The sequence below is a fragment of the Pseudomonas sp. 3MA1 genome (assembly GCF_029237275.1).
In the GTDB taxonomy this organism is placed as follows: Bacteria; Pseudomonadota; Gammaproteobacteria; order Pseudomonadales; family Pseudomonadaceae; genus Aquipseudomonas; species Aquipseudomonas fluorescens_AP.
Window position 1 is genome coordinate 72,540 of record NZ_JAACFX010000018.1, and the last position, 23,142, is coordinate 95,681.

Consider the following 23,142-nt stretch of genomic DNA (forward strand, 5'->3'; position numbering starts at 1 on the left):
GCCTAGCGCCCCGGCACCAAGGGCAGCGCTTGGGGCAGCACCGGGCGCGGGCCGTGCAGGCGGTCGACGCCGATCAGGCTGAGGATCAGCAGCAAGGGCAGGAGCAGCACTTTGATGATGCGCATGAGCATCTCTCTCAAGGTTCGGGCTCAGGGCTCGGGGCGGGTTCGGCCAGGGTCGGGGCCGCTGGGACCATGCTAAGACCGCCGCACCCGCGCCGGGCTACTACCTTGGTACTGCCCGAGCGCTACTTTCTGCATATTTCCCCGCCCCGACGCTGTTCCTATGCTGGCGCCACCTGCCGTGGAGTGCCTTATGCACCAGCCTGCCCCGCTTATCCTGACCTGCCTGCTGGCCCTGACCTCGGCCCTGTTGCCCATGGCCGCCAGCCAGGCCACGGAGGAAACGCTGCAAGTGCGCATCGGCTACCTGGGCTATCGCCCCGACCCCGGCCCGCTGCTGTCCAACATCATTCCCGAGCCTGCCGATGCCGGGCTGCAAGGCGCGCAGCTGGCGATTGTCGACAGCAACAGCACCGGGCGCTTTCTCAAGCAGCAGTTCCAGCTCGACAGCGCCAGCGTCGACAGCCCCGAAGCCTTGCTGCAAGCCGCCAAAGCCCAGCACGACCAGGGCCTGCGGCTGTTCGTGGTGAATGCCCCGGCGGCCAGCCTGCGCCAGTTGTCCGCCGCCCTGCCCGACAGCCTCTTGTTCAACGCCGGCAGCCCCGACGACCGCCTGCGCAGCAGCCAGTGCCTGGGCAACGTGCTGCACAGCCTGCCCGGCCGGGCGATGCTGGCCGACGCCCTGGTGCAGTTCATGGTGCTGCGCAAATGGCAACGGGCCTTGCTCATCGTCGGCCAGACCGAGGATGACCGGGCCTATGCCGATGCCCTGCGCCGGGCCACCCAGCGCTTCGGCGTGAAGATCGTCGCGGAAAAACCCTGGACCTTCGACAACGACCAGCGCCGCAGCGCCCAGGCCGACATGCCGCTGTTCACCCAGACCGCCGAATACGACGTGGTGCTGGTGGCCGACGAGCGCGGCGACTTCGGCGAATACCTGCCCTACCAGACCTGGTTCCCGCGCCCGGTGGCCGGCACCCAGGGCCTGACCCCCACCGGCTGGCACAAGAGCGTCGAGACCTTCGGCGCCGCGCAGTTGCAAAAGCGCTTCGAAGCCCAGGCCGGACGCTGGATGAACGACCGCGACTTCGCCGCCTGGATGGCCGTGCGCAGCGTCGCCAGCGCGGTGAGCAAACTGCGCCAGGCCGAGCCTCGGGCCCTGCAGACCCTGCTGCTCAGCGAGCAGTTGCCCCTGGACGGGTTCAAGGGCCGCAAGCTCAGCTACCGGCCGTGGAACGGCGAACTGCGCCAGCCGATTCCCCTGGTGCAGCCCCGGGCCCTGGTCAGCACTTCGCCCCAGGACGGTTTCCTGCACCCCTTCAACGAAATGGACAGCCTGGGCTACGACCGCCCCGAAGTGACCTGCCGCTACCCCTGATCCGATAACCACAACAACAAGGAATCCGCCATGCGCCGCCCTCTTCTCTGCCGCTCCGCCCTGTGCGCGGCCCTGCTGTTCGCCGCCGGGCACGCCATGGCCGCCACCGCCTGGGTGTCCAATGAAAAGGACAACAGCCTGAGCCTGATCGACCTGCAGACCCTGGAAGTCACCGCGACCCTGCCGGTGGGCCAGCGCCCGCGCGGGCTGCTGCTGTCCCATGACAACAAGCTGCTGTACATCTGCGCCAGCGATTCGGACCGGGTCCAGGTGCTGGACGTGGCCACCCGCAAGATCATCAAGGAGCTGCCCTCCGGCAAGGACCCCGAGCAGTTCGCCCTGCACCCCAACAACCGCTGGCTGTACGTATCCAACGAGGACGATGCGCTGGTCACGGTGATCGACACCGAGACCGCCAAGGTCCTCGGCCAGATCAACGTCGGGGTCGAGCCCGAAGGCATGGCGGTGAGCCCCGACGGCAAGTGGGCGGTCAACACCAGCGAAACCACCAACATGCTGCACTGGATCGACACCAGCACCCAGACCCTGGCCGACAGCACCCTGGTGGACCAGCGCCCGCGCTTCGTCGAGTTCAACCAGGACGGCTCAAGGCTGTGGGCCTCGGCGGAAATCGGCGGCACCGTGACCATCCTCGACGTGGCCACGCGCCAGGTGCTCAAGACCCTGAATTTCAAGATCAAAGGCGTGCACCCGGACAAGGTGCAGCCGGTGGGCATCAAGCTCAGCGCCGACGGCAAATACGCCTTCGTCGCCCTGGGCCCGGCCAACCACGTGGCGGTGATCGACGCCAAGACCTACGAGATCCTCGACTACCTGCTGGTGGGGCGGCGGGTCTGGCAGCTGGCATTCACCCCGGACCAGAGCCAGTTGCTGGCCACCAACGGGGTCAGCGGCGATGTCTCGGTGATCGACGTCAACAGCCTCAAGGTGCTCAAGTCGGTGAAGGTCGGGCGCTATCCCTGGGGCGTGGTGGTGACCCCATGAACGCCCTGGAGGTCAGCCAGCTGAGCTTCGCCTATGGCCCGCGCCAGGCCCTCGATCAGGTCAGCCTGAGCCTGGCTCCCGGGCGCTTTGCCGCGCTCTTGGGCCCCAACGGCGCCGGCAAGTCGACCCTGATCGCCCTGCTCACAAGGCTCTACGACCTGCAACAGGGCGACATCCGCGTCGGTGGCTGCTCGCTGCGCAACGCCGCCCGCGCCGCCCTGCGCCAGCTCGGCGTGGTGTTCCAGCAAAGCACCCTGGACCTGGACCTGAGCGTGGAGCAGAACCTGCACTACCACGCCGCGCTGCACGGTTTGTCGCGGCGCCAGGGGCAGGCGCGGATCGACGCCGAACTGGCGCGCCAGGGCTTGAGCGAGCGGCGCCGGGACAGCGTCCGTGCCCTCAATGGCGGCCACCGCCGACGGGTGGAAATCGCCCGCGCCCTGCTGCACGAACCACGCCTGCTGCTGCTCGATGAAGCCAGCGCCGGCCTCGACCCGGCCAGCCGCCTGGCGCTCAACCGGCACATTCGCCAGCTGTGCCAGGAGCAGCGCCTGAGCGTGCTCTGGACCACTCACCTGCTGGACGAAGTGCAGGCCGACGACCAGTTGCTGATCCTGCATCAGGGGCGCCTGGTGGCCAGCGGCGTGGCCAGCGCCATCAGTGAGGAACAGGGCGGCGACCTGGGCACCGCCTTCACCCGCCTGACCCAGAATCCCCAGCCACGCCCGGCCCCGATCAGAGAACCGCTCGCATGAACGCCTACTGGCAGTGCCTGCGCGGCATCGTGCTGCGCGAATGGCTGCGCTTCGTGCTGCAGCGCACGCGTTTTCTCAGTGCCCTGGTGCGCCCGCTGCTGTGGCTGCTGGTGTTCGCCGCCGGCTTTCGCGCCGCCCTGGGCATCGCCATCATCGAGCCCTACAGCACCTACATTCCCTACGAGGTCTATATCGTCCCGGGGCTGGCCTGCATGATCCTGCTGTTCAACGGCATGCAGGGCTCGCTGTCGATGGTCTACGACCGGGAAATGGGCAGCATGCGCGTGCTGCTCACCAGCCCCCTGCCCCGGGCCTTCCTGCTGGCCAGCAAGCTGCTGGCCACCTCGCTGATCTCGCTACTGCAGGTCTACGCCTTCCTCGCCGTGGCCTGGCTGTATGGCGTGCAACCGCCGGCCATGGGCCTGCTGGCCGCGCTGCCGGCGCTGCTGCTGGTGGCGCTGATGCTCAGCGCCCTGGGGCTGCTGCTGTCCAACGCCATCCGCCAACTGGAGAACTTTGCCGGGGTGATGAACTTCGTGATCTTCCCGCTGTTCTTTTTGTCCTCGGCGCTGTACCCGCTGTGGAAGATGCTCGAAGCCAGCCCCTGGCTGTACTGGCTGTGCGCCCTCAACCCCTTTACCCACGCCGTGGAACTGGTGCGCTTCGCCCTGTACCAACGCTTCAACCTGCTGGCCCTGGCGGTGTGCCTGGGCCTGACCCTGGTGTTCTCCGTGCTGGCGGTGCTGACCTTCAACCCTCAGCACGCCGCCCTGCGCAAAAGCACCGCCTAGTTTTCCCCGGATAAAGAGCCCCTGTAGCCGCTGCCGAGCCTAGGGCGAGGCTGCGACAAGGGCCGCAGGACCTTCCAGCGATCCGCAAACCGGCACATTGCAGCGAATACCCCCCCGTGGGTTGCCCTGATGGATCGCGCTGCCAGGTTTGGCGTCTCCTGCGGAGCCGGGCGCAGCCTGCGGCAGCGGCTACAGACAAGCGCGAGAGCCTCGCCCAGCCAAAACCTACGACTTTGGTACTGCTTTTGCTGTCGATGGTCGCATTCACAAATGCCATCGCCCTGACATGTAATGGGCGCATAACAAGAAGGACAACACCCTTATGCCCCGTGCCCTGCAGACCCTGGCCCTGCTGTCCCTGAGCCTGACCCTGGGAATGGCCCAAGCCGAGACTCCGCTGTTTTCCGCCGACGGCTATCGCACCAGCCTCTACCGCAGCCCGACGCCCACCCAGGTCGAGGCCGCGCAGATCATCGACACCCAAGGCTTGCAGGCCCTGCTCCAGACGCCACCCAAACCCCTGCTGATCGACGTCTATCGCCGGCAATGGCTGCAAGGCCGCTTCATCGACAGCGAGCCCCACGCCAACCTGCCCGGCAGCCACTGGCTGGCCAACACCGGCGACGGCGAACTGAGCCCCGAGTGGCAGCACTACTTCAGCCGTTACCTGCAACAGCTCAGCGCTGGCAACCGGCAACAGCCGCTGGTGTTTTATTGCCGCGCCGATTGCTGGCTGAGCTGGAACGCGGTAAAACGCGCCGCAGCCCTGGGCTATACCTCCCTCTACTGGTATCGCGACGGCCTGGACGCCTGGGAGGCCGCCGGGTTGCCCGTGGTGGCGGCCCAGCCGGAAGCCTTTCCCTGAAGCCGCCAGTGTCCCCCGCACAATCACAATAACGAGGTGAAAGGCCATGTATAAAATTCTGATAGCCGACGATCACCCACTGTTTCGCGAAGCCATCCACAACGTCATCAGCGACGGATTTCCCGGCAGCGAGGTGATGGAAACCGCCGACCTGGACAGCGCCCTGGCCCTGACCCAGGAACACGACGACCTGGACCTGATCCTGCTCGACCTGAACATGCCCGGCATGCACGGCCTCAACGGCCTGATCACTCTGCGCAACGAAGCGCCGACCATTCCGGTGGTGATCGTCTCCGCCGAGCAAGACAAGCAGATCGTGCTCCAGGCCATCACCTACGGCGCCGTCGGCTTCATCACCAAATCCTCGGCGCGCTCGCAGATGACCGAGGCCATCGAACAGATCCTCAACGGCAACGTGTACCTGCCGCCGGACATCATCCGCACCCAGAAAAGCCAACCGGGGCGGCGCAGCAGCGAGACCCCGAGCTTCCCCCCGGAACTGCTGCAGGCCCTGACCCGCAAACAGCTGCTGGTGCTGGAACGCATGACCAAGGGCGAATCCAACAAGCAGATCGCCTACACCCTGGACATTGCCGAAACCACGGTGAAGGCCCACGTCTCGGCGATTTTGCGCAAGCTCAACGTGCACAACCGGGTGCAAGCGATCCTCAGCGCCGGGGACATCGATTTCGGCGCCTACCTGCGGAGGTGAAGCAGCGGCAAGCCTCAAGCTTGGCGCTTACAGCTTGAAGCTCGCCGCTTGAAGCTTGCCGCTCAGCAAGTGACTGATGGCGGTTTTGAGTTTCATCGGGCGCACCGGTTTGTGCATCAGGGTGTGGCCCAGTTCGCGCAGTTGCTGTTTGAGCTCGTTGCTGTAGTTGGCGGTGATCATCATCGCCGGGATCGCCAAGGCGCGCCGGGCGTTGATTCGCGCTACCGCATCGATGCCGTTCTGTTGCTGGTCCAGGTGGTAGTCGGCAATCAGCAGGTCGGCCTCGGCGCGGTAGTCGTCGACCTGGCGCGCCAGGTCTTCTTCGGACAAGGCGGTGATCACCTGGCAGCCCCAGCCTTCAAGCAAGGTGCGCATGCCGGCGCAGATCGCCGCGTCGTTATCCAGCACCCAGATCCGCGCGCCCTGCAAACGTTCCAGCAGGGCATCGCCCAGCTCCAGGCGCGGCGCTGGCAAGGGCGCGCTGGCGCTGATCGGCACTTGCACGCTGAACACCGAACCGCGCCCCGGCCAGGAGCGCACGCCAATGCGGTGCCCGAGTATCCCGGCAATCTTCTCGACGATGGCCAGCCCCAGGCCCAGGCCGCGGTCCTGGTCGGGGCGCTGTTCTTCGCCGCGCTTGAACTCCTGGAAGATTTCTTCCAGGCGTTCGGCGGCGATGCCCATGCCGCTGTCCCAGACTTCGATCGACAGCCAGTGCCCCTGGCGCCGACAGCCCAGCACCACGCGGCCCTGGCGGGTGTAGCGGATGGCGTTGCTCAACAGGTTGCGCAGAATCCGCGCCAGCAGTTGGATGTCGCTGCGCACCAGCGCCGAGCAGGCCACGAAGTGCAGTTCCAGGCCCTCGCTGCGGGCTACCTGGGCGTACTCGGCGGCGAGGTTTTCCAGCAGTTCGCTCAAGGCAAAGGGCGCGATATCGGCCTTGATCACCCCGGCATCAAGCTTGGAAATGTCCACCAGGGTGCCCAGCAGGTTCTCCACGTCTTCCAGGGAGTTGCTGACATTGCGCACCAGGGCGCTGCTGGCCTGGGGATCGCGACGCTCCAGCAAGGCGCTGGTGAACAGCCGCGCGGCGTTCAAGGGTTGCAGCAGGTCATGGCTGACCGCGGCGAGGAACTTGGTCTTCGACAGGTTGGCCCGTTCGGCCTCGGCCTTGGCCTCGCGCAGCCGCGATTCGACCCGGCTGCGCTCTTCGATCTCGCGCAGCAGCTGCTGGTTGAGGGTGGTCAGCTCGGCGGTGCGTTCGCGCACCCGCAGCTCCAGGTTCTGGTAGGCCTGATGCAGCGCCTCGGCGGTGCGCCGGCGCTCGGTAATGTCGCGGATCAGCACGAAGATCCCCACCACTTCGCCATTGGCCAGGCGGTTGGGCACGTAGGAGCGCAGCATGTAGCGCTCCTGGTTGTTGACGTTGGTCTCGGCGAATTCGAAGGTCACGCTTTCCCCGGCCAGGGCCCGCTCCACATAGGCCTCCAGGCGCCGGTAGTGCTGTTCGCTGTGCGCCTCGCGCAGGCTCTGGCCGAGCATCACGCCCCGCGGCCAGCAGTACCATTCCTCGTAGACCTTGTTGGTGAACTCGTACACCAGGTCGGCATTCAGGTAGGCAATCAGCGCCGGTACATGGTCGGTGATCAGGCGAATCCAGCGCTCGCTTTCACTCAGGGCCTCGGCGTGCTGGTAGCGCTCGGTGATGTCGGTGAAGGTGTTGACGAAACCACCGGTGGGCAGCGGATGGGTGCGGATCTCCAGCACCCGGCCATCGCTCAGGCGCTGCTCGCATTCGTGGATCGGCCGGCCGTTGGCGTCGCGACTGTCGGGGCTCAGCAGGCGCAGTTCGCTGTCGCCGATGACCTCGGCAAACAGGCGGTGCGCGGCCACCGGGGCCAGCCCGCTGAGTTCCAGGAAGCGCCGGTTCCACAGTTCGAGAATGCCCTCGGCGCTGACCATGGCCACGCCCTGGGACAGGTTGTCCACCGCCCGTTGCAGCAGGTGGGACTTTTGCGCCACCGCCTGTTCCCGGCGCAGGGTTTCGCTGTGCTTGACCTCGGTGATGTCGGTGAACAGGATCACCCGCCCGCCTTCCCGGGTCGGCCGCTCGCTGACCTGCAGCCAGCGGCCATTGTGCAAGCGATACAGCAGTTGTTCGTCGCCGGCGCTGCGCGGTTCTTCGCTGAACAGCCCGGTGCTGGTCATCAGCCGGCGCACTTCCGAGAGGCGCATGCCGGCCATGATCCGCACCCGGCTGTGGCTCCAGAAGGCACGGAAGCGGCTGTTGAACAGGACGATGCGCTGCTCCTGGTCGAACAGCACGAAGGCGTCGGAAATGCTTTCGATGGCGTCGATCAGGTGCTGGTGCGCCGTCTCTGCCCGCAGCCGCGCTTCGCTGAGCAAATGGTTGCCGGCCTTGAGCTCGGCCATGGCCTGGTTCAGGGCGTCGGTGCGTTCGCGCACCTGCTCGGCCAGCACCACCGAATGCTGGAACGCCGCATAGGGGTCGTTGCCCCGGGTGATGCCGGATTCGACCCGTTCGATCAGCGCGCTGTTGATGCGCCGCAGCTTGCGGTTCTCACGCTGCAGGCAGTCGAGCTGCGCTTGCAGCTCAGCGGCGGGCCGGAGTTCGACTGCGGGCAATGGCGACCCCGGTGAAGGTCTGGTTGATGTGCATGCCATTGAACTGTTCTCCGTAGGTGTTGAAACCCATCACCCGTTGTTCCCGCAAAAAGGCCCCGATCTGCTCCAGGCTGCCCTGCCCCTCCAGCTCCAGGCGGCGCAAAAAGCAGTCGCAGCCGATGGTCAGCAACAGCCCGCCGAGGCGCTGCTGCAAGCCGTCGAACAGCTGTTGCAGGTTGGGCAGCAAGGGGCCGGGAGTCATGGCGGTGAGGACGATGCCGTTCTCCACCGCGCAGTAGAAACTCAGGCTCAGGTCCGGGTGCACCTGCTGCACCGCGCGCACGTAGTAGTGCTGGTTGATCCGCACCGCCAGGGGGTGGGCGGCGAACACCCGGTGGTCGAGCTGCGCCAGGGGCACGCCGATCAGCCGCGCGTACTCCTCGGCGGCGGGCTCGGCGTTCAATTCATAGACCCGGCGCAAGGTACTGTCGGCGCCGGTGACCACCAGTTTTTCTTCCCGGGGCTGGATGTGGTGGGTGGTGAACACCTCGAAATCCAGCCAGGTGTTGACCAGCACCACCACCGCCGCGCCGCTGTGGAACTCGCCGCCGAAATACACGTGGGTGTGGGTCAGGTAGTTGTCATCGCCGGCCGAACCGCCGAAATGCGGAATGTCCCCCAGGGCCGCGCTGAGGGCGGCCAGCACCATTTCCTCGCGGCTCGACAGGCCGTCCAGCAGGGTCAGGGCGAAGCTGTTGCCCTTGATCGGCGCCAGGGTGTTGCTGCGGCAGCGGCCCACCAGGCGTTCGACCATCTGCTGGGCGTCGATCAGGCTGAAGTGCTCCATCTGGTCGATCAACTCGGCGGCGATGGAAAAGTGCCGATGGTCGAAGCCGATGGCGGTCACGCAATTGCGCCCATAGCCCAGCGGGGTGATTTCCCCGGCGCTGGTGCAGCCCACCAGGGGGATGCCGCCAAAGCTCTGCTGCAGGGCCGGGCCGAGGGTTTGCAGGGGGTATTCGGCGGAACAGAAGAACAGCACGAAGCCCAGGTGCGGATGCAGCAACTGGCTGGCCAGGTCCTGGGCCACCTGCTGCGGATCGACGGCCTGGGACATGGCACTGACCACGCCCTCGCTCTGGGCTTGCTGCATCGTCGCCTCCGGCGCGGGTTGTCTGAGCAATGAGTGTACGAAGCCGGCCCAGGGGCACGAATGCTACTTGGGTAGCGGGTAGCCGGTTCCATGGGCGTAGGCGCGAGGTGTGGCGAGGGAGCTTGCTCCCGCTCGGCCGCGTAGCGGCCGCAAACCCTGAATCCGCGATCTACCAGATAGACCGCGGATTCAGACCTTGGGAAGGCTGCGCCTTCCAGCGCGAGCAAGCTCGCTCGCCACAAGGGCGTGGGCAACCTCACGACTGGCGGCATCCCAGAGGCCGCAAGAACCGACGCAAACCGCTTGCCGCTTGCCGCTTGCAGCTGCTTTTACCAGGTGAGCACCGCGCCCACGGCAAAGGTGTCGGTGTTTTCGTTCTGCGCGTTGGTGTGGTGGCCGTCGATCTCGAACTGGTTGTACTCGGCCACCAGCTTGAGGTTGTCGTTGATGTCGTGGAACAGCGCCACGCCCCGGGTCTGGTAATCGGCGCCGCTGCCCACCACGCCGTTGCCATCGTCCTTTGTCTTGCCGTAGGACAGCGCCAGGCGGTTCTTGCCCAGCTTGTACGAGCCCTGCAGCAGGTAGCCCTTGCTGTCGACATTGCGCAGGGTGGCCTCGCCGGCATTGTTGGTGAAGAACGGGTTGATGCCCTTGGCCTGGAACCCGGAACCGGTCAGGGACAGGCCGCCCATCTTCGCCTGCAGGCCATAGCCCAGGCCCTTGGAGGTCACCGACTGCACGTTGGGGTCGGTGTTGTCGGAGGTCTGGTAGCTGCCGTTGAGCCAGCTGTAGAACTTGGCCCCGCCCAGGTCGAACTGGTAGGTGATCTCGCTCTCGGTGCGCGGGTTCTTCTGGTAGGCCTTGCCCAGGGCGCTGCTGTCGTTGGTGTCCACCGGGTCGAGGATGCCCACCGCCACCCGCAGGCCGTCCATCAGCGGGCTGCGATAAGTGATCTGCGACGACGGAAAGGGATAGGGATAACCGCTGCCGATGTTGCCGAACGACACCCCGCCGCCGTCCACCAGCCCCAGGCTGTCGCTGACCTGGCCGTACCCGGCGAGCATTTCATCGAGCAGGATGTTGGAACGGGCGAACAGGCCGAAGTCCTTGCCGATCAGCACCTCGCCCCACTCCGGGTTGGCCACGGTGCCGTAGAACTGGCGCACGTCGATGGCGGTGTCGGTGCCGTTGGTTTCGCTGTCGTTGATGGTCACCCAGAACGAGGCCCGGGCGCCGAGCTTGAGGTCGTCCACCTGCTTGCCCATGTTGAAGCCCAGGTAGTTGGGCAGAAAGCCCATCTTGACCCGTGCCTGACGGCGGTCGTACTGGTCGCCGGCGCGGTCGACCTGGCTGTTGACATAGAAGGCGTTGATGTAGCCGTCGGTGGAAAAGGTGGTCTGGTCCTTGTCGTACAGCATGATCTCGGCTTCGGCGACAGTGCCCAGGCCAAGGGTCGACAGGCCGACGAGCAGGGCCGGAATCAGAGGGTACTGGCAGTTCTTATTGTTATGCATGGCGCGCTCCGCAAACGGGGGACGAAATGTCGGAGGCGATTATCGAAACGCGCCAAGGCCGCCCATAGGCTGCCTTGGGGGCAAGTTCACGGTGCTTTGGAGGGGCTGGCAGGGAGCGGCAAATCCGATCCACGACCGGCCCGCTACCGGGCCCACTACCGGGAGTAGCACCAAGGGTTTATCGACCCCGGTGCCAAGGGATAAGGCCTTAAGCCTCGGCCGCCAAAGCGCGCAGTCGCGCCAGTTCGGCAACGGCCAGGGGAATGCCGTGCTCCAGCGATTTGGCCCGGGTGCGGTAGCGCCGGTCGCCGGGCATGCGCTCCAGGCCCACGGCCTGCATCTGCCGCACCAGCTCGCCGCTGCGCTGGGCAAAACGCCCGCCGCCCAGGTGGCTGGGGTCGATGACGATCAGCAGTTGCCCGGTCCAGGGCGTCTGCGCCCCCGGGTGTTGTGACCAGTCGAATTCGAAGGAGAAGTTGCCACCAGTGAGCGCCGCCGCCAGCAGCTCCACCATCATCGACAGCGCCGAGCCCTTGTGCCCGCCAAAGGGCAGCAAGGCGCCGCCGTCGAGAATCGCTGCCGGGTCGCAAGTGGGCTGGCCATCGCGATCCACCCCCATGCCCGGCGGCAGCTGCTGGCCCTGGCGCTTGGCGATCTGCACATCGCCGTGGGCGATGGCGCTGGTGGCCAGGTCGAAGACGATGGGCTCGGCGCCCTCGCGGGGTGCGGCAAAGGCAATCGGGTTGGTGCCGAACAGCGGGCGCTGGGCGCCGTGGGGCACCACGCAGGTCATGCTGTTGACCAGGCTCAGGGCCACCAGGCCTTCTTCAGCAAAGGGTTCGACATCCGGCCACAGTGCGGCGAAGTGATGGGAATTACGAATCGCCAACACCGAGATCCCGGCGCTGCGGGCCTTGCTCAGCAGCAGCTCGCGGGCCGCCGCCAGGGCCGGCTGGGCAAAGCCGCCTGCGGCGTCCACCGCCACCACGCCGGGGGCCACATCCTCCACTTGCGGCACGGCCTGCCCATTCACCCAGCCACTGGCCAGGGACGACAGGTAACCGGGAATGCGGAACACCCCGTGGCTGTGGGAACCGTCGCGCTCGGCGCGGGCGCAGTTGTCGGCCAGCACCCGGGCCACTTCGGCAGAGGTGCCGTGGCGAAGAAAAATGCGTTGCAGCAAGTCGGTCAAGGCAGGCAGGTCGAGGTACTCGACGGGTGCCTGCGCCAGGGTCGCCTGGTTCGCTTCGGTCATTGCAGCTCCATTGGAATTGTTATTGGAAGGTGCCTGACTATCGCGTCACGCCAGTTAACTGTCAAATGTTGACTTCATGACAGAAAACATTCATTTTCCATTGTCAACGGCCCACAAGAATGAAAACAACCATGAGCCAACCCATCAAACAACGCCTTGAAAGCAGCTTGTCCAGCGCCACCGCGTCGGGCCGGGCGATTGCCAGCTACATGCTGGCCAACCTCTACGAGCTGCCCTTCCAGACCGCCGCCGACATCGCCGAAAAACTCGGCGTCAGCGAATCCAGCGTCGGCCGTTTCTGCCGCGCCATCGGCTACAGCCATTTCAAGGATCTGAAAAACGACCTGAAGAACGACCTCGGCGAAGGCCCGTGGCTGGTGGGCGACCGCCTGCAGGAATTTCGCCAGCAGCCCAACCCGGCGGCCCAGGGCCTGCCCCGCAGCTTCGAGCTGGAAGTGGCGGCGCTGGTCAAGGTCTACGAATACAGCCTGACCCCGGCCTGGCAGACCGTGGTCCAGCGCCTGGCCAGCCGGCGCCGGGTGTACGTGGCGGGGTTCCAGACCGAGCGCGGCATCGCCGCCTCCATGGTCCACCTGCTGCAATACCTGCGCGACGGCGTGCACCTGGTGGACGGCGCCGCCGGGCATTTCGCCGACGTACTGCTGAGCCCCGCCGAGGACTGCGCCCTGGTGGTGTTCGAGGCAAGGCGCTATTCGCGCCACGCCCTGACCTTGTGCCACAAGGCCCGCGAGGCCGGGATTCCGGTGACCCTGGTCACCGACACTTTCTGCGACTGGGCCGAGCAGAACGCCGACGAGGTGTTCCGCGTGCCCACTGAATTCAACCTGTTCTGGGAGTCCACCGCGGCCATGCTGTCGCTGGTGCACCTGTTGGTCAACGAGGTGTGCAAGCACCTGGGACCCGAGGTGGAAAAACGCCTGGAAGCCACCGCTGCCCTGCATAACGAGTTTGTTGGTTACACATCGTCCGCCCGACCAAAACAATAAATAACCGAGGTGCTCCATGAACAACGTCCTCCGCTTCGCCGGCGCTTGCGCCCTGGTCATCGCCGCCTCCACGGCCCAGGCCGAAACCCTGAAGATCGCCACCGAAGGCGCCTACCCGCCCTTCAACTACGTGGACTCCAACAACCAGCTGCACGGCTTTGACGTCGACATCGCCAACGCCCTGTGCGAGCGCATGAAGGTCGAATGCACCATCGTCGCCCAGGACTGGGAAGGCATCATCCCGGCGCTGCTGGCGAAGAAATACGACGCCGTGGTGGCCTCGATGATCGCCACCGACGAACGCAAAAAGAAGATCGCCTTCAGTAACCACTACTACCGCACCCCGCTGTCGGTGGCGGTGCCCAAGGACTCGGACATCACCGACGCCCAGACCAACTTCAAGGGCCGCACCGTGGGCGCCCAGGCCTCCTCGACCCAGGCCATCTACGCTGAGGACCACTACGGCCCGGCCGGTGCCGACGTGAAGTTCTACCCGACCCTGGACGAAGCCAACAGCGACCTGGCGGCCGGGCGCGTGGACGGGGTGATCGCCGACAAGTTCCCGCTGCTGGCCTGGGCTGAAAGCACCGGCAAGGATTGCTGCAAGATCATCGGCGACGTCAACGGCACCACCGCCGACGCTTCCATCGCCGTGCGCAAGGAAGACAACGCCCTGCGCGAGCGCCTGAACAAGGCCCTGGACGAGATCGTTGCCGACGGTACCTACAAGCAGATCTCCAGCCGCTACTTCGCTTTCGACATCTACTGACCGCCCGCCTTTGCCGCTGCCCTTGCCCCGCGCTCCCTTGAGCGCGGCGGCGCCCTGCACGGTTCAATTTTCCAGAGGGTTCGCGCATGTTCGAACAGCTGTCACTCCTGTCCTTCGCCAGCGGCGGCTGGGGCTCGGCCTTGCTCGCCGGGGCCCTGGTGACCATCGCCCTGGCACTGGCCTGCGTGCCCATCGGCCTGCCCCTGGGCCTGGCCGTAGCCCTGGCCGCGCGCTCGAAAAACCGCTGGGCGCGGGCCTGGGCCACGACCTTTTCCACGGTGTTTCGCGGCCTGCCGGAGCTCTTGACCCTGCTGATCATCTACTACGGCTGCCAGATTGCCGCGCAGAAGATCCTCGGCGCCCTGGGCTACCCCGGTGAAGTGGCGATCAACACCTTCGTCGCCGCGATGATCGCCTTCAGCCTGGTGTTCGCCGCCTTCTCCAGCGAGATCTGGCTGGCCGCGTTCAAGACCCTGCCCAAGGGCCAGTACGAAGCCGCCCGCGCCCTGAGCCTGTCGCGGCGCACCACCTTCAACCGGGTACTGCTGCCGCAACTGACGCGCATCGCCCTGCCGGGGCTGTCCAACAACTGGCTGTCGCTGCTCAAGGACACCTCCCTGGTGTCGACCATTTCCCTGGTGGACCTGATGCGCCAGACCAACCTCGCGGTCAGCGTGACCAAGGAACCCATGCTGTTCTACAGCGTGGCGTGCTTTGGCTACCTGTTCTTCTCGGCGCTGTCGGGGCACCTGTTCAGCTTTCTTGAACGGCGCTTCAACCGTGCGCAACGGAGCCTGCAGCCATGAACCTGGATGACCTGCTGAACCTGTTCCTCAACCAGGAACTGCTGGAACGCTACGGCCCGCGCTTTATCGACGGCCTGCTGGTGACCGCCAAGCTGGTGGCGATTTCCTTCAGCCTGGGCGCCGTGCTCGGCCTGCTGATCGCCCTTGGGCGGCTGTCCAGCAATCAGTTCCTGCGGCGCTTCACCGGGGCTTATGTGTACTTCTTCCGTGGCTCGCCGCTGCTGGCCCAGCTGTTCATGCTGTATTACGGCCTGGGCTCGTTCAAAGGCTTCTGGCAGGACGTGGGCCTGTGGTGGTTCTTCCGCGACGCGTGGTTCTGCACCCTGCTAGCCTTCACCCTGAACACCGCCGCCTACCAGGCGGAGATCCTGCGCGGCAGCCTGCTGGCCGTGGCCCAGGGCCAGCGCGAAGCCTGCAAGGCCCTGAGCCTGTCGCGCTGGACCGCGTTTCGCAAAGTGATACTGCCGCAGTCACTGCTGATCGCCATCGGGCCTCTGGGCAACGAGCTGATTTTGATGATCAAGGCCAGCGCCATCGCCTCCCTGGTCACCATCTACGACCTGATGGGGGTGACCAAACTGGCCTTCTCCCGCAGCTTCGATTTCCAGATCTACCTGTGGGCCGCGGTGCTCTACCTGCTGATCGTCGAAATAGTGCGGCGCAGCCTCAAATACCTGGAAGGCCGCCTGGGCCGGCACCTGAACTGAACCCTTTAGCGGGCCGCCGCGCGGCCCCTGTCATAAGGACTGAAACATGCATTGCCAAACCCTCGTTCTGGGCGCCGGAATCGTCGGCGTCAGCAGCGCCCTGCACCTGCAGGCCCGCGGCCGCCAAGTGGTACTGCTGGACCGCCAGCCCCCGGGCAACGGCACCAGCCACGGCAACGCCGGGCTGATCGAACGCGCCAGCGTGATTCCCTACGCCTTCCCCCGGGAGGTGACCAAGCTGGTGCGCTACGGCCTCAACCAGCAATCGGACGTGCGCTACAGCCTGCGCCACCTGCCCAAGGCCGGCCCCTGGCTGCTGCAATACTGGCGCCACTCCTCGGCCAAGGGCCTGGCCGCCGCCACCCGCGCCATGCTGCCGCTGATCGAACGCTGCGTGAGCGAACACCTGGCCCTGGCCCGCCCGGCCAACATGCTGCAGCTGATCGCCGACGGCGGCTGGATCGAAGCCTTCAACGACCCACAGGCCTTCGACTTCGCCCAACGCGCCGCCGCCGACCTGCGCGACTATCAGCTCAACTACCGGGTACTGGATCGCACAGCACTGCTGGCCCTGGAACCCGGCCTGCACCAAGACGTAGTGGGCGGCCTGCACTGGCTCGACCCCAAGACCGTCAGCGACCCCGGCGGCCTGACCCGCGGCTACGCCGAACTGTTCAAGCAACGCGGCGGCCAATTCATCATCGGCGACGCCCTGACCCTGACCCAGATCGAAGGCGGCTGGCAGGTGCAGAGCGAACTCGGCCCCATCACCGCCCAGGAAGTGGTGGTGGCCCTGGGCCCGCAAGCCAGCGGCATTTTCGAACCCCTGGGCTACCGCATTCCCTTGGCGATCAAGCGCGGCTACCACATGCACTACGCCGCCCTGCCCGGCACCCGCCTGCAGCACCCGATCCTCGACCCGGTGGGTGGCTACGTCCTGGCACCGATGGTGGGCGGCATCCGCCTGACCACCGGCATCGAATTCGCCGACTGTGAAGACCCGATCAACGAAATCCAACTGCGCCGCTGCGAAGCCCTGGCCCGGAACTTCTACCCCCTGGGCGAACGCCTCGACGCCGAACCCTGGCTGGGCCGCCGCCCGTGCCTGCCGGACATGTGCCCGGTGATCGGCCCCGCCCCGCGCCACCCCGGCCTGTGGTTCAACTTCGGCCACGCCCACCACGGCCTGACCCTGGGCCCGGTGAGCGGCCAACTGCTGGCGCAGATGGTCACCGGCGAAACCCCATTTACCGACCCCACCCCCTACCGCGCCGAGCGCTTCAACTGACCGACGGAGAACCGCCATGCAGACCCAGACCGCCCCGCTTCCCGCCGCCTCCCAAGCGCCCGCCCAGCCCATTGCCGACCCGCGTGAAGTGGTGATCGATATTGCCGGGCTGAACAAGTTCTACGGCGCCTTCCACGTCCTGCACGACATCGACCTCAAAGTGCGCCAGGGCGAACGCATCGTCCTCTGCGGGCCTTCCGGCTCCGGCAAATCCACCCTGATCCGCTGCATCAACCGCCTGGAGATTGCCGAAAAAGGCCGCATCCTGGTGGACCGCACCGACCTCTCGCAAAACACCCGCGAAGCCGCCCAGGTGCGCAGCCAAGTGGGCATGGTGTTCCAGCACTTCAACCTGTTCCCGCACATGAGCGTGCTGGACAACTGCACCCTGGCACCGATGACCGTGCGCGGGTTATCGCGGAAGAAGGCTGAAGAGTTGGCGCGGGGTTTTCTGGCCAAGGTGGGGATTGAGAATCAAGCGGATAAGTACCCGAGCCAGCTTTCAGGTGGGCAGCAACAGCGCGTGGCGATTGCCCGGGCGTTGTGCATGGAGCCGAAGATTATGTTGTTTGATGAACCGACCTCGGCGCTGGACCCGGAGATGGTGAGTGAGGTGTTGGATGTGATGGTGAAACTCGCCGGGAGTGGGATGACGATGTTGTGTGTGACCCATGAGATGGGGTTTGCGCGGCAGGTGGCGGAGCGGGTGTTGTTTTTGGATGGGGGGCGGATTGTGGAGGATGCGCCGCCGGAGGCGTTTTTTGGGGCGCCGAAGAGTGAGAGGGCTAAGGCGTTTCTTGCGCAGATTGTGCATTGATTGAGAGCGAAGGCATTTCTCTCAGTCCTGAAGGGCGCGCAGCTTTATGAAAATTTCCAAGAAAAAAGAGACGGATTTATTTAGCTTGAGTGAATTGAAAGGGGATGGCTTTTCGCCACAATCACGGTATTTTCACCACCGTGATTTATTTCGATGGTCTGGTACAGCACTACCATTCCCTTCAAGGAAGAACGGCGTAGCAGGCGTCAATCTAGGCAAGGAAACCTACCTATGCAGACTCGTGTTGGTTCACTGCAAGAAAAAATCAGTGCTCGCGGAAACTACTCATACAGCCTTGAGCTCTGGCACAGCGGGCTGAATAAACATCGGATCATTCGTGGTGAATCCGTAGCTATCGTCAAGATGAAAGCATCGCTACAAGTAAACGAGTGGGATGAGCGATGGTCGCTATTGGAGCTACGTGATCTTCAACGCGCTGAGAAAACCGCCACCAAACTTCAATTGGCGGAAAACAAAGCGCTGGCAGCCGAGCGCACCCAGGACGCTCAGTTAGAACTCGATCAACTGGCGGGGTTACTAAAGGCCACGCTAGATGTCGATGACACTCTCAACTGGGATGACCTAAAGGACAGATCCCCATTCCCTGAGCACAAGCCCCTTAAGCCGCAACCGCCGGCGATGCCCAAGATGGGAGTGGTTGCACCCGAACCCACCCCACAAGATCAGAAGTACCTTCCGAAGCTGGGCATTCTGGAGTGGCTTGTTCCTTCCCGTAAGGCACGCGTTAAGGCTGCATATCAACATGCCTTTGAAGTCGATCATGCAAATTGGTTGGAGCAACAAGCCTGCGCACAAAAGTCCTACGCTGATGCACAACAGGCACACGCCAAAGCCGTTGAGCAAGCAAACGAAACCTACCGACAGCAAACGACCGAGTGGGAAGCTCGCCGTAACCAATACAACCTCACTAAAGCCGAGGAGCACGCGCAAGTCGATGCGAAACGGGCTGCTTACGAGGCTCTTGATCCTGATGCAATTGTTGAATATTGCGATCTGGTGCTTTCAGCATCTGATTATCCAGCTTACTTTCCACAAGAATTCGACCTGGACTATGACGCCACTGCGAAAATCCTGGTTGTTGATTACAAGTTGCCTGCACCTGACGACTTGCCCCGACTGAAAGCGGTCAAATTCGTTCCCACACGGGAAGAGTTCGAAGAGCAGAACATCTCCGATGCTCAAGCAATGAAGCTTTATGATGACGTGCTCTACCAGATCACCCTACGCACCATTCATGAGCTGTTTGAAGCAAATAAGGTCGAGGCGCTGACGGCTGTTGTGGTCAACGGGATAGTGACAGCCCTCGACCGCACAACAGGAAAAGACGTCACTGCTTGCGTGCTCTCGCTACATGCCAAGCGGGATGAGTTCATGGCAATCAACCTTGAACATGTTGATCCCAAGGCGTGCTTCAAATCCCTCAAAGGTGTAGGCAGTTCAAAACTTCACGGTTTAGCGGCAGTCGCCCCAATTATCCAATTGAACCGTAACGACAAACGCTTCGTAGCCAGCTATGAAGTGGCAAATACCCTCGATGAGGGAGTGAACCTGGCGGCAATTGGGTGGGAAGACTTTGAGCACCTCATCCGCGAAGTATTTGAAAAAGAGTTCTCAACTCAGGGCGGGGAGGTCAAGGTTACTCAAGCCAGCCGCGATGGCGGCGTTGATGCTATAGCCTTCGACCCCGACCCGATTCGCGGCGGTAAGATCGTGATTCAGGCAAAACGTTATACCAACCCCGTAGGAGTAAGCGCGGTACGCGATTTGTATGGCACGGTAATGAACGAAGGTGCAAACAAAGGCATCTTGGTGACAACCTCTTCTTTTGGGCCAGACTCGTATGCTTTTGCCAATGGCAAACCGCTGGTGTTACTGAGTGGTGCCAACCTTCTGCATATGCTTGAAAAGCATGGACATAGGGCTCGTATTGATTTGCAGGAAGCGAAGAGACTTGCTGCTGGCTCTTAGATTTATGGAGGAAATCTCTTTTCTGCTAATGGGATATTCTGCAGCCCTTAATAAGCACCGAACCAACGTCTCTCGGAATCAAGCAAAGAACCTGAGAGAGCTTCAGGACAAGTTATAGGAGTTGTGTGTGAACAGCAGCATGTTCGAAATCGCCTACGCAGCCGCCACACAGCGTCTGTGCCTGTTCACTGGGACTGGATTCTCCAAAGCAATCTCCGACGGAAAGGCACCGGGATGGCAGGATTTGCTGGAGGATGTATGTGATTGCCTACCAGAAAGTACCGACCTAAAGCTCTCCCTGTTTCCTGCCAAAAGCGTACCGCCGCTGAGCCTGGAAGAGGCCGCTCAGGTCATAGCCTTGAGGCTTACTCGGTCTGGCCTGAACATCAACGAAAAAATTACTGACATCATTGAGCCGCTTTGCGTCATGGGTGATGTGGGAGAAGTGAAAAAGTTCTACGAAAGTCATTCGTTTCGGGTAATCACCACAAACTACGACAAACTATCTGAAGAACTGGCAGGCAAAGATAGAGTACAAAGTATCGCTCCTGGCATGCCTATTCCGCGCTCCTCAGCAGCGGTCAAAGTCTATCATGTTCACGGCTCGATAGACTCGCCGGAAAACTTAGTGGTAACTTCGGATGATTATTTCCGCTTCATGAATGGTGACTCCTATTTTTCAAGAAAGTTAAGCACCATATTACATGAGAACACTGTAGTAATCCTTGGTTACTCACTGGCGGACACCAACCTAAAGCGCATTATCAATGACTACAAAGCCTTCACAAACAACCATGTAATAGGCTCCAACCTATTCTTCGTTTCAAGAAAGCGGGTCGATCAGTTAATCAAAGACTTCTACTTTCACAGTTTCGGCATCCGTGTAATCGACGATGTAACAATTGACGAGTTCTTCGCCAATCTCAATCGACAAATTTGCCGAACGGTGAAGATCGCGGAACAGTCGTTGAAGTCAATTGAAAATGTCATCAATAATGGCAATCGATTTAAGGACTCGTTCATCAAGTTGGAGGACTCCTTCTTCCGCGTCATCGCCTCGCTATCAGCAAAAGGTTTCAGCCTGAAAAATCCAAGGGTCGTTGAAGTGATAGGTGATTTTTTGGAGCGTAAACGCGAACTCACTCTTGAACCTAGCGCTTGGGAGCAGTATGACCATCTTGCCAATTGGTTGATTCATCTAGGGTCTCTATTTGAGGTCGGTAATACGTCGATCAAGAATGTGTATTTGAAAGCCGTAAAACGCTCAATGGCCACTATGAGCAAAGAAAAGCGCCTTGGTTATTCCTGGCAGGCCCACAAACTATGGCAAAGCGGCTGGGCTTCCATTAGTGCAGCCAACCGAGCATTGATTCGCGAGTACATTACTGCGCAAGCGGTTGGAGCTGAAGCCCAGACCATAGTTGATTCGATGAACTGACTCGATAATCGAAACCGCGACTTGATTAACTATTTTGGAAAAATTTCTTCCAATCCACTTTCACCTGTCACCACCCTAAGCTTTGGCTCACTCTACAACAATCATCGCAGCGTTTTTTATTGAAAAACATGGATCAGATTCCACACAGATACTTAGCGATGTCAGTTGTAATTACTTACCCAAAGCCGTTGCAGCTAACGCTCCGACACACCCAATCAAACATCTCCATTAATGTACGGTTGCGTCGTCCAGACGTCGCCTCTATAGTTCGCCCTCGCGGCAAAATCCGCGAACGACCTTGGCCGGTCGAATTACAACGACGCATCAGCGTCCAAAACACCATTGCAGACGCTTTTTTTGTGCCTGCGATTCTGTGTTATGGCGGCTGTGTGCGGGACACCTTCGGGTGTGCCGGTGTCGTTGTAACCGGTCGGCCAACCCTCGCACAGCTGCCACCCTCCATTTGCTTGGCCGCAAACGGTGGAAGCTCTACAACGAGTAACGACCATGGACGATCAATCGATTTCCCGCTTCTCCCCCGTCGACACCCACGACACCAACCAAGCCGTTTTCTACCTCGACACCCAAGCCTCTCTGAGCGATCTGGCCAGCAGTGCGGCCCATCGTTTCACCGTGGTGCGGGATCTGATGGACACGCTGTCCACGCTTAACCTGAAAGACATCGCCGACTGCGACCTGACGCGGGTCACCCGAGGGGTGCATCTGCTCACCCGGGAGGGTTGCGCGGTGCTGGAGGTGATTCAGTGGCGAACAGCGCAAGAGCCCTGAACGCCATTGAACTCAACCAGCGCGTAAAACGCGCTTGGCTTTGCTTTGGCTTTTGATCTGGCTTTGGCTTTTGATCTTGCTTTTGATCTTGATCTTCCTGCCCCCTCCAGAAGGCCGAACGTAGGCGTTGCGTAGGGGGCAGCTCGGCATGGATGCCGAGCTAGCCGCCGTCAGGCCATGGATGGCCTGTGGCGGCGTGCCCCCGGAGCAATGCCGGAGAGAGGGAACGCCGAGCCTAGGCGAGGCGCCGGATGCGGGGGCAGGAGCGTTTTGCTTACTTTTGCGCTGTTCAAAAGTGAGTCGCTGTAAGAGCGAAACCGTAAGCAGCCATGACCGCAGCAACGGATATGTCCACAAAACCGTATGCAGCCAGGTGAAAAGCATCGGCAGGTTTGGCGAGGACTACGTCCTCGTGCGCAGCCTCGCTGCGCTCGACAGCGGCTACAGGTTTCGACGGCCAAATGGCTGCATCACCTGACTGCATTGAGACGCCCCGTTGCTCCCCCAACCGCGACACTGTACTCATCAACTACCCTCGCCCCTTTAACCTTGGGCCCATAGCCAGGGCCCTATTTGCAGCTATACGCATGAGTATCGAAAGTAACGCAGCATCACCGAGCACCAAGGCTTTTCGTACAAAGCCTAGGGAAAGCGGACACTCGATCCAGAGGCTGCTGCCGACATGACCGCGTTACGCACGGGTAAAGGGGCTTGCTCGGGGTGTTGCTGCAAAAAATGCTTGATCGCTTGATCCTGGCGATCCACCACGCATACGTTCACGTTAGGGCTAGGGACGGTGCATTCGCCAAGCGCGAGGGCCCCGCAGTTCAATACCCCGTACACCGCAGCCGGTTGCGCGACGGCCGAGCAGCCGTAGACCATCTCGCCAAGGTAATTGAGCTGCCCTTGGGTGACGGTGAAACGCAGCGGTTTGGAGTAAGCCCCCATGGCCCCGCGACGGTGACCCAGGCGGCTCACTTCATAGTCACCGGCAGGTAGCCATGCCGAGTAGTCATCCTTGGGTCCCCAGCCATAAGTCTTGCCGCTCTTGATATCGCGAAACTCAAGGTAGGTTCCGTAGGGGCCGCCTTCCAGCAGCGCGCCGACCACTAGGCCCGCGTTTTGCGCGTTGTATACGGGTGAATTCAAGGCCATTTCAGTTGGCATTGACGAACAACCGGCCAGTAATCCAATCAGGCCAATTGCAAAGATGTTGCGCGAGCCAAACATTCCGCTACCTCGGTGGGAGACAAAGAAAATCCCCAGAAAATTCAGGGACGACAGGCGCGCTGGACGGCGGCGACTGCCTTCTTTAGCATGATGGCCTTTCGCCCACTTGAGCATCAAGGACGATCTA

General features: G+C 62.5%; 21 protein-coding genes. 15 read left to right on the forward strand and 6 right to left on the reverse strand.

The features are described 5' to 3' along the window. Positions 1 to 2 precede the first annotated feature (2 nt). Positions 3 to 125, reverse strand: coding sequence for a hypothetical protein (locus GWQ44_RS29890; RefSeq protein WP_259699551.1), 123 nt, complete (start codon positions 123 to 125; stop codon positions 3 to 5). A 190-nt stretch (positions 126 to 315) separates the two neighbouring features. On the opposite strand from GWQ44_RS29890, the gene GWQ44_RS29895 reads away from it, so the two are divergent. The 6 genes from GWQ44_RS29895 to GWQ44_RS29920 all read left to right on the forward strand — a co-directional run bounded on the left by GWQ44_RS29895 (position 316) and on the right by GWQ44_RS29920 (position 5,628). Beyond that, positions 316 to 1,500, forward strand: coding sequence for an ABC transporter substrate-binding protein (locus tag GWQ44_RS29895; protein ID WP_275928996.1), 1,185 nt, complete (start codon positions 316 to 318; stop codon positions 1,498 to 1,500). Between the two features lie 30 nt (positions 1,501 to 1,530). Then, positions 1,531 to 2,505 carry a YVTN family beta-propeller repeat protein gene (locus tag GWQ44_RS29900; protein ID WP_275928997.1) on the forward strand — a complete coding sequence of 325 codons (975 nt, stop codon included), beginning with the start codon at positions 1,531 to 1,533 and terminating at the stop codon, positions 2,503 to 2,505. After that, positions 2,502 to 3,260 (forward strand): ABC transporter ATP-binding protein, encoded by a 759-nt coding sequence (locus GWQ44_RS29905; protein ID WP_275928998.1) that lies wholly within the window; start codon positions 2,502 to 2,504, stop codon positions 3,258 to 3,260. Before GWQ44_RS29900 ends, GWQ44_RS29905 begins: the two co-directional genes overlap by 4 nt. Next, positions 3,257 to 4,051 carry an ABC transporter permease gene (locus GWQ44_RS29910; RefSeq protein WP_275928999.1) on the forward strand — a complete coding sequence of 265 codons (795 nt, stop codon included), beginning with the start codon at positions 3,257 to 3,259 and terminating at the stop codon, positions 4,049 to 4,051. The genes GWQ44_RS29905 and GWQ44_RS29910 overlap by 4 nt, the downstream gene beginning before the upstream one ends. A 322-nt stretch (positions 4,052 to 4,373) precedes the next feature. Continuing rightward, on the forward strand, positions 4,374 to 4,916 hold the full coding sequence (locus tag GWQ44_RS29915) for a PQQ-dependent catabolism-associated CXXCW motif protein (protein WP_275929000.1): 543 nt from the start codon (positions 4,374 to 4,376) through the stop codon (positions 4,914 to 4,916). A 46-nt stretch (positions 4,917 to 4,962) separates the two neighbouring features. Next, the gene (locus GWQ44_RS29920; protein ID WP_011060504.1) at positions 4,963 to 5,628 is read left to right on the forward strand and encodes a response regulator transcription factor; all 666 of its coding nucleotides are present in this window, start codon (positions 4,963 to 4,965) and stop codon (positions 5,626 to 5,628) included. Positions 5,629 to 5,655: 27 nt separating this feature from the next. On the opposite strand, the gene nahK is transcribed toward GWQ44_RS29920, so the two are convergent. From nahK to GWQ44_RS29940, 4 genes are all read right to left on the reverse strand, one after another. After that, complete coding sequence (gene nahK, locus GWQ44_RS29925) at positions 5,656 to 8,313, reverse strand: hybrid sensor histidine kinase/response regulator NahK/ErcS' (RefSeq protein WP_275929001.1); 2,658 nt, start codon at positions 8,311 to 8,313, stop codon at positions 5,656 to 5,658. Then, positions 8,243 to 9,406, reverse strand: a complete 1,164-nt coding sequence (gene nosP, locus GWQ44_RS29930) for a nitric oxide-sensing protein NosP (RefSeq protein WP_275929002.1) — start codon at positions 9,404 to 9,406, stop codon at positions 8,243 to 8,245. Before nosP ends, nahK begins: the two co-directional genes overlap by 71 nt. Before the next feature lie 329 nt (positions 9,407 to 9,735). Then, a complete protein-coding gene (locus GWQ44_RS29935) occupies positions 9,736 to 10,920 on the reverse strand; it encodes a porin (RefSeq protein ID WP_275929003.1) in 1,185 nt (394 codons plus the stop codon). A gap of 208 nt (positions 10,921 to 11,128) precedes the next feature. After that, positions 11,129 to 12,175 (reverse strand): Ldh family oxidoreductase, encoded by a 1,047-nt coding sequence (locus GWQ44_RS29940; RefSeq protein ID WP_275929004.1) that lies wholly within the window; start codon positions 12,173 to 12,175, stop codon positions 11,129 to 11,131. A gap of 131 nt (positions 12,176 to 12,306) precedes the next feature. Between GWQ44_RS29940 and GWQ44_RS29945 the strand changes: the two genes are divergently transcribed. The 9 genes from GWQ44_RS29945 to GWQ44_RS29985 all read left to right on the forward strand — a co-directional run bounded on the left by GWQ44_RS29945 (position 12,307) and on the right by GWQ44_RS29985 (position 21,785). Further along, positions 12,307 to 13,182 (forward strand): MurR/RpiR family transcriptional regulator, encoded by an 876-nt coding sequence (locus tag GWQ44_RS29945; protein ID WP_047285528.1) that lies wholly within the window; start codon positions 12,307 to 12,309, stop codon positions 13,180 to 13,182. A 16-nt stretch (positions 13,183 to 13,198) separates the two neighbouring features. After that, on the forward strand, positions 13,199 to 13,951 hold the full coding sequence (locus GWQ44_RS29950) for a transporter substrate-binding domain-containing protein (RefSeq protein ID WP_077933783.1): 753 nt from the start codon (positions 13,199 to 13,201) through the stop codon (positions 13,949 to 13,951). A gap of 86 nt (positions 13,952 to 14,037) precedes the next feature. Then, positions 14,038 to 14,757, forward strand: coding sequence for an ABC transporter permease subunit (locus tag GWQ44_RS29955; protein ID WP_011060497.1), 720 nt, complete (start codon positions 14,038 to 14,040; stop codon positions 14,755 to 14,757). Continuing rightward, positions 14,754 to 15,464 carry an ABC transporter permease gene (locus tag GWQ44_RS29960; RefSeq protein ID WP_248766080.1) on the forward strand — a complete coding sequence of 237 codons (711 nt, stop codon included), beginning with the start codon at positions 14,754 to 14,756 and terminating at the stop codon, positions 15,462 to 15,464. The genes GWQ44_RS29955 and GWQ44_RS29960 overlap by 4 nt, the downstream gene beginning before the upstream one ends. Positions 15,465 to 15,510: 46 nt before the next feature. Next, positions 15,511 to 16,752: an FAD-binding oxidoreductase gene (locus GWQ44_RS29965; RefSeq protein WP_275929005.1), complete on the forward strand. Its 1,242-nt coding sequence runs from the start codon at positions 15,511 to 15,513 to the stop codon at positions 16,750 to 16,752. 16 nt (positions 16,753 to 16,768) lie between these two features. Then, complete coding sequence (locus GWQ44_RS29970) at positions 16,769 to 17,569, forward strand: amino acid ABC transporter ATP-binding protein (RefSeq protein ID WP_047303297.1); 801 nt, start codon at positions 16,769 to 16,771, stop codon at positions 17,567 to 17,569. 231 nt (positions 17,570 to 17,800) lie between these two features. Continuing rightward, entirely contained in the window at positions 17,801 to 19,558 is a 1,758-nt protein-coding gene (locus GWQ44_RS29975; RefSeq protein WP_275929006.1) for a restriction endonuclease, read from the forward strand. A 127-nt stretch (positions 19,559 to 19,685) separates the two neighbouring features. After that, positions 19,686 to 20,996, forward strand: coding sequence for an SIR2 family protein (locus GWQ44_RS29980; RefSeq protein ID WP_275929007.1), 1,311 nt, complete (start codon positions 19,686 to 19,688; stop codon positions 20,994 to 20,996). A 507-nt stretch (positions 20,997 to 21,503) separates the two neighbouring features. Then, positions 21,504 to 21,785, forward strand: coding sequence for a hypothetical protein (locus GWQ44_RS29985; protein ID WP_275929008.1), 282 nt, complete (start codon positions 21,504 to 21,506; stop codon positions 21,783 to 21,785). 642 nt (positions 21,786 to 22,427) lie between these two features. Here the strand turns inward: GWQ44_RS29985 and GWQ44_RS29990 are convergent. After that, positions 22,428 to 23,129: a hypothetical protein gene (locus tag GWQ44_RS29990; RefSeq protein ID WP_275929009.1), complete on the reverse strand. Its 702-nt coding sequence runs from the start codon at positions 23,127 to 23,129 to the stop codon at positions 22,428 to 22,430. Positions 23,130 to 23,142: the final 13 nt, after the last annotated feature.

Coding starts and splice junctions, on each gene's coding strand:
- GWQ44_RS29890 (WP_259699551.1), bottom strand. CDS start 125: ATGCGCATCATCAAAGTGCTGCTCCTGCCCTTGCTGCTGATCCTCAGC.
- GWQ44_RS29895 (WP_275928996.1), top strand. CDS start 316: ATGCACCAGCCTGCCCCGCTTATCCTGACCTGCCTGCTGGCCCTGACC.
- GWQ44_RS29900 (WP_275928997.1), top strand. CDS start 1,531: ATGCGCCGCCCTCTTCTCTGCCGCTCCGCCCTGTGCGCGGCCCTGCTG.
- GWQ44_RS29905 (WP_275928998.1), top strand. CDS start 2,502: ATGAACGCCCTGGAGGTCAGCCAGCTGAGCTTCGCCTATGGCCCGCGC.
- GWQ44_RS29910 (WP_275928999.1), top strand. CDS start 3,257: ATGAACGCCTACTGGCAGTGCCTGCGCGGCATCGTGCTGCGCGAATGG.
- GWQ44_RS29915 (WP_275929000.1), top strand. CDS start 4,374: ATGCCCCGTGCCCTGCAGACCCTGGCCCTGCTGTCCCTGAGCCTGACC.
- GWQ44_RS29920 (WP_011060504.1), top strand. CDS start 4,963: ATGTATAAAATTCTGATAGCCGACGATCACCCACTGTTTCGCGAAGCC.
- nahK (WP_275929001.1), bottom strand. CDS start 8,313: ATGGCATGCACATCAACCAGACCTTCACCGGGGTCGCCATTGCCCGCA.
- nosP (WP_275929002.1), bottom strand. CDS start 9,406: ATGCAGCAAGCCCAGAGCGAGGGCGTGGTCAGTGCCATGTCCCAGGCC.
- GWQ44_RS29935 (WP_275929003.1), bottom strand. CDS start 10,920: ATGCATAACAATAAGAACTGCCAGTACCCTCTGATTCCGGCCCTGCTC.
- GWQ44_RS29940 (WP_275929004.1), bottom strand. CDS start 12,175: ATGACCGAAGCGAACCAGGCGACCCTGGCGCAGGCACCCGTCGAGTAC.
- GWQ44_RS29945 (WP_047285528.1), top strand. CDS start 12,307: ATGAGCCAACCCATCAAACAACGCCTTGAAAGCAGCTTGTCCAGCGCC.
- GWQ44_RS29950 (WP_077933783.1), top strand. CDS start 13,199: ATGAACAACGTCCTCCGCTTCGCCGGCGCTTGCGCCCTGGTCATCGCC.
- GWQ44_RS29955 (WP_011060497.1), top strand. CDS start 14,038: ATGTTCGAACAGCTGTCACTCCTGTCCTTCGCCAGCGGCGGCTGGGGC.
- GWQ44_RS29960 (WP_248766080.1), top strand. CDS start 14,754: ATGAACCTGGATGACCTGCTGAACCTGTTCCTCAACCAGGAACTGCTG.
- GWQ44_RS29965 (WP_275929005.1), top strand. CDS start 15,511: ATGCATTGCCAAACCCTCGTTCTGGGCGCCGGAATCGTCGGCGTCAGC.
- GWQ44_RS29970 (WP_047303297.1), top strand. CDS start 16,769: ATGCAGACCCAGACCGCCCCGCTTCCCGCCGCCTCCCAAGCGCCCGCC.
- GWQ44_RS29975 (WP_275929006.1), top strand. CDS start 17,801: ATGCAGACTCGTGTTGGTTCACTGCAAGAAAAAATCAGTGCTCGCGGA.
- GWQ44_RS29985 (WP_275929008.1), top strand. CDS start 21,504: ATGGACGATCAATCGATTTCCCGCTTCTCCCCCGTCGACACCCACGAC.
- GWQ44_RS29990 (WP_275929009.1), bottom strand. CDS start 23,129: ATGCTCAAGTGGGCGAAAGGCCATCATGCTAAAGAAGGCAGTCGCCGC.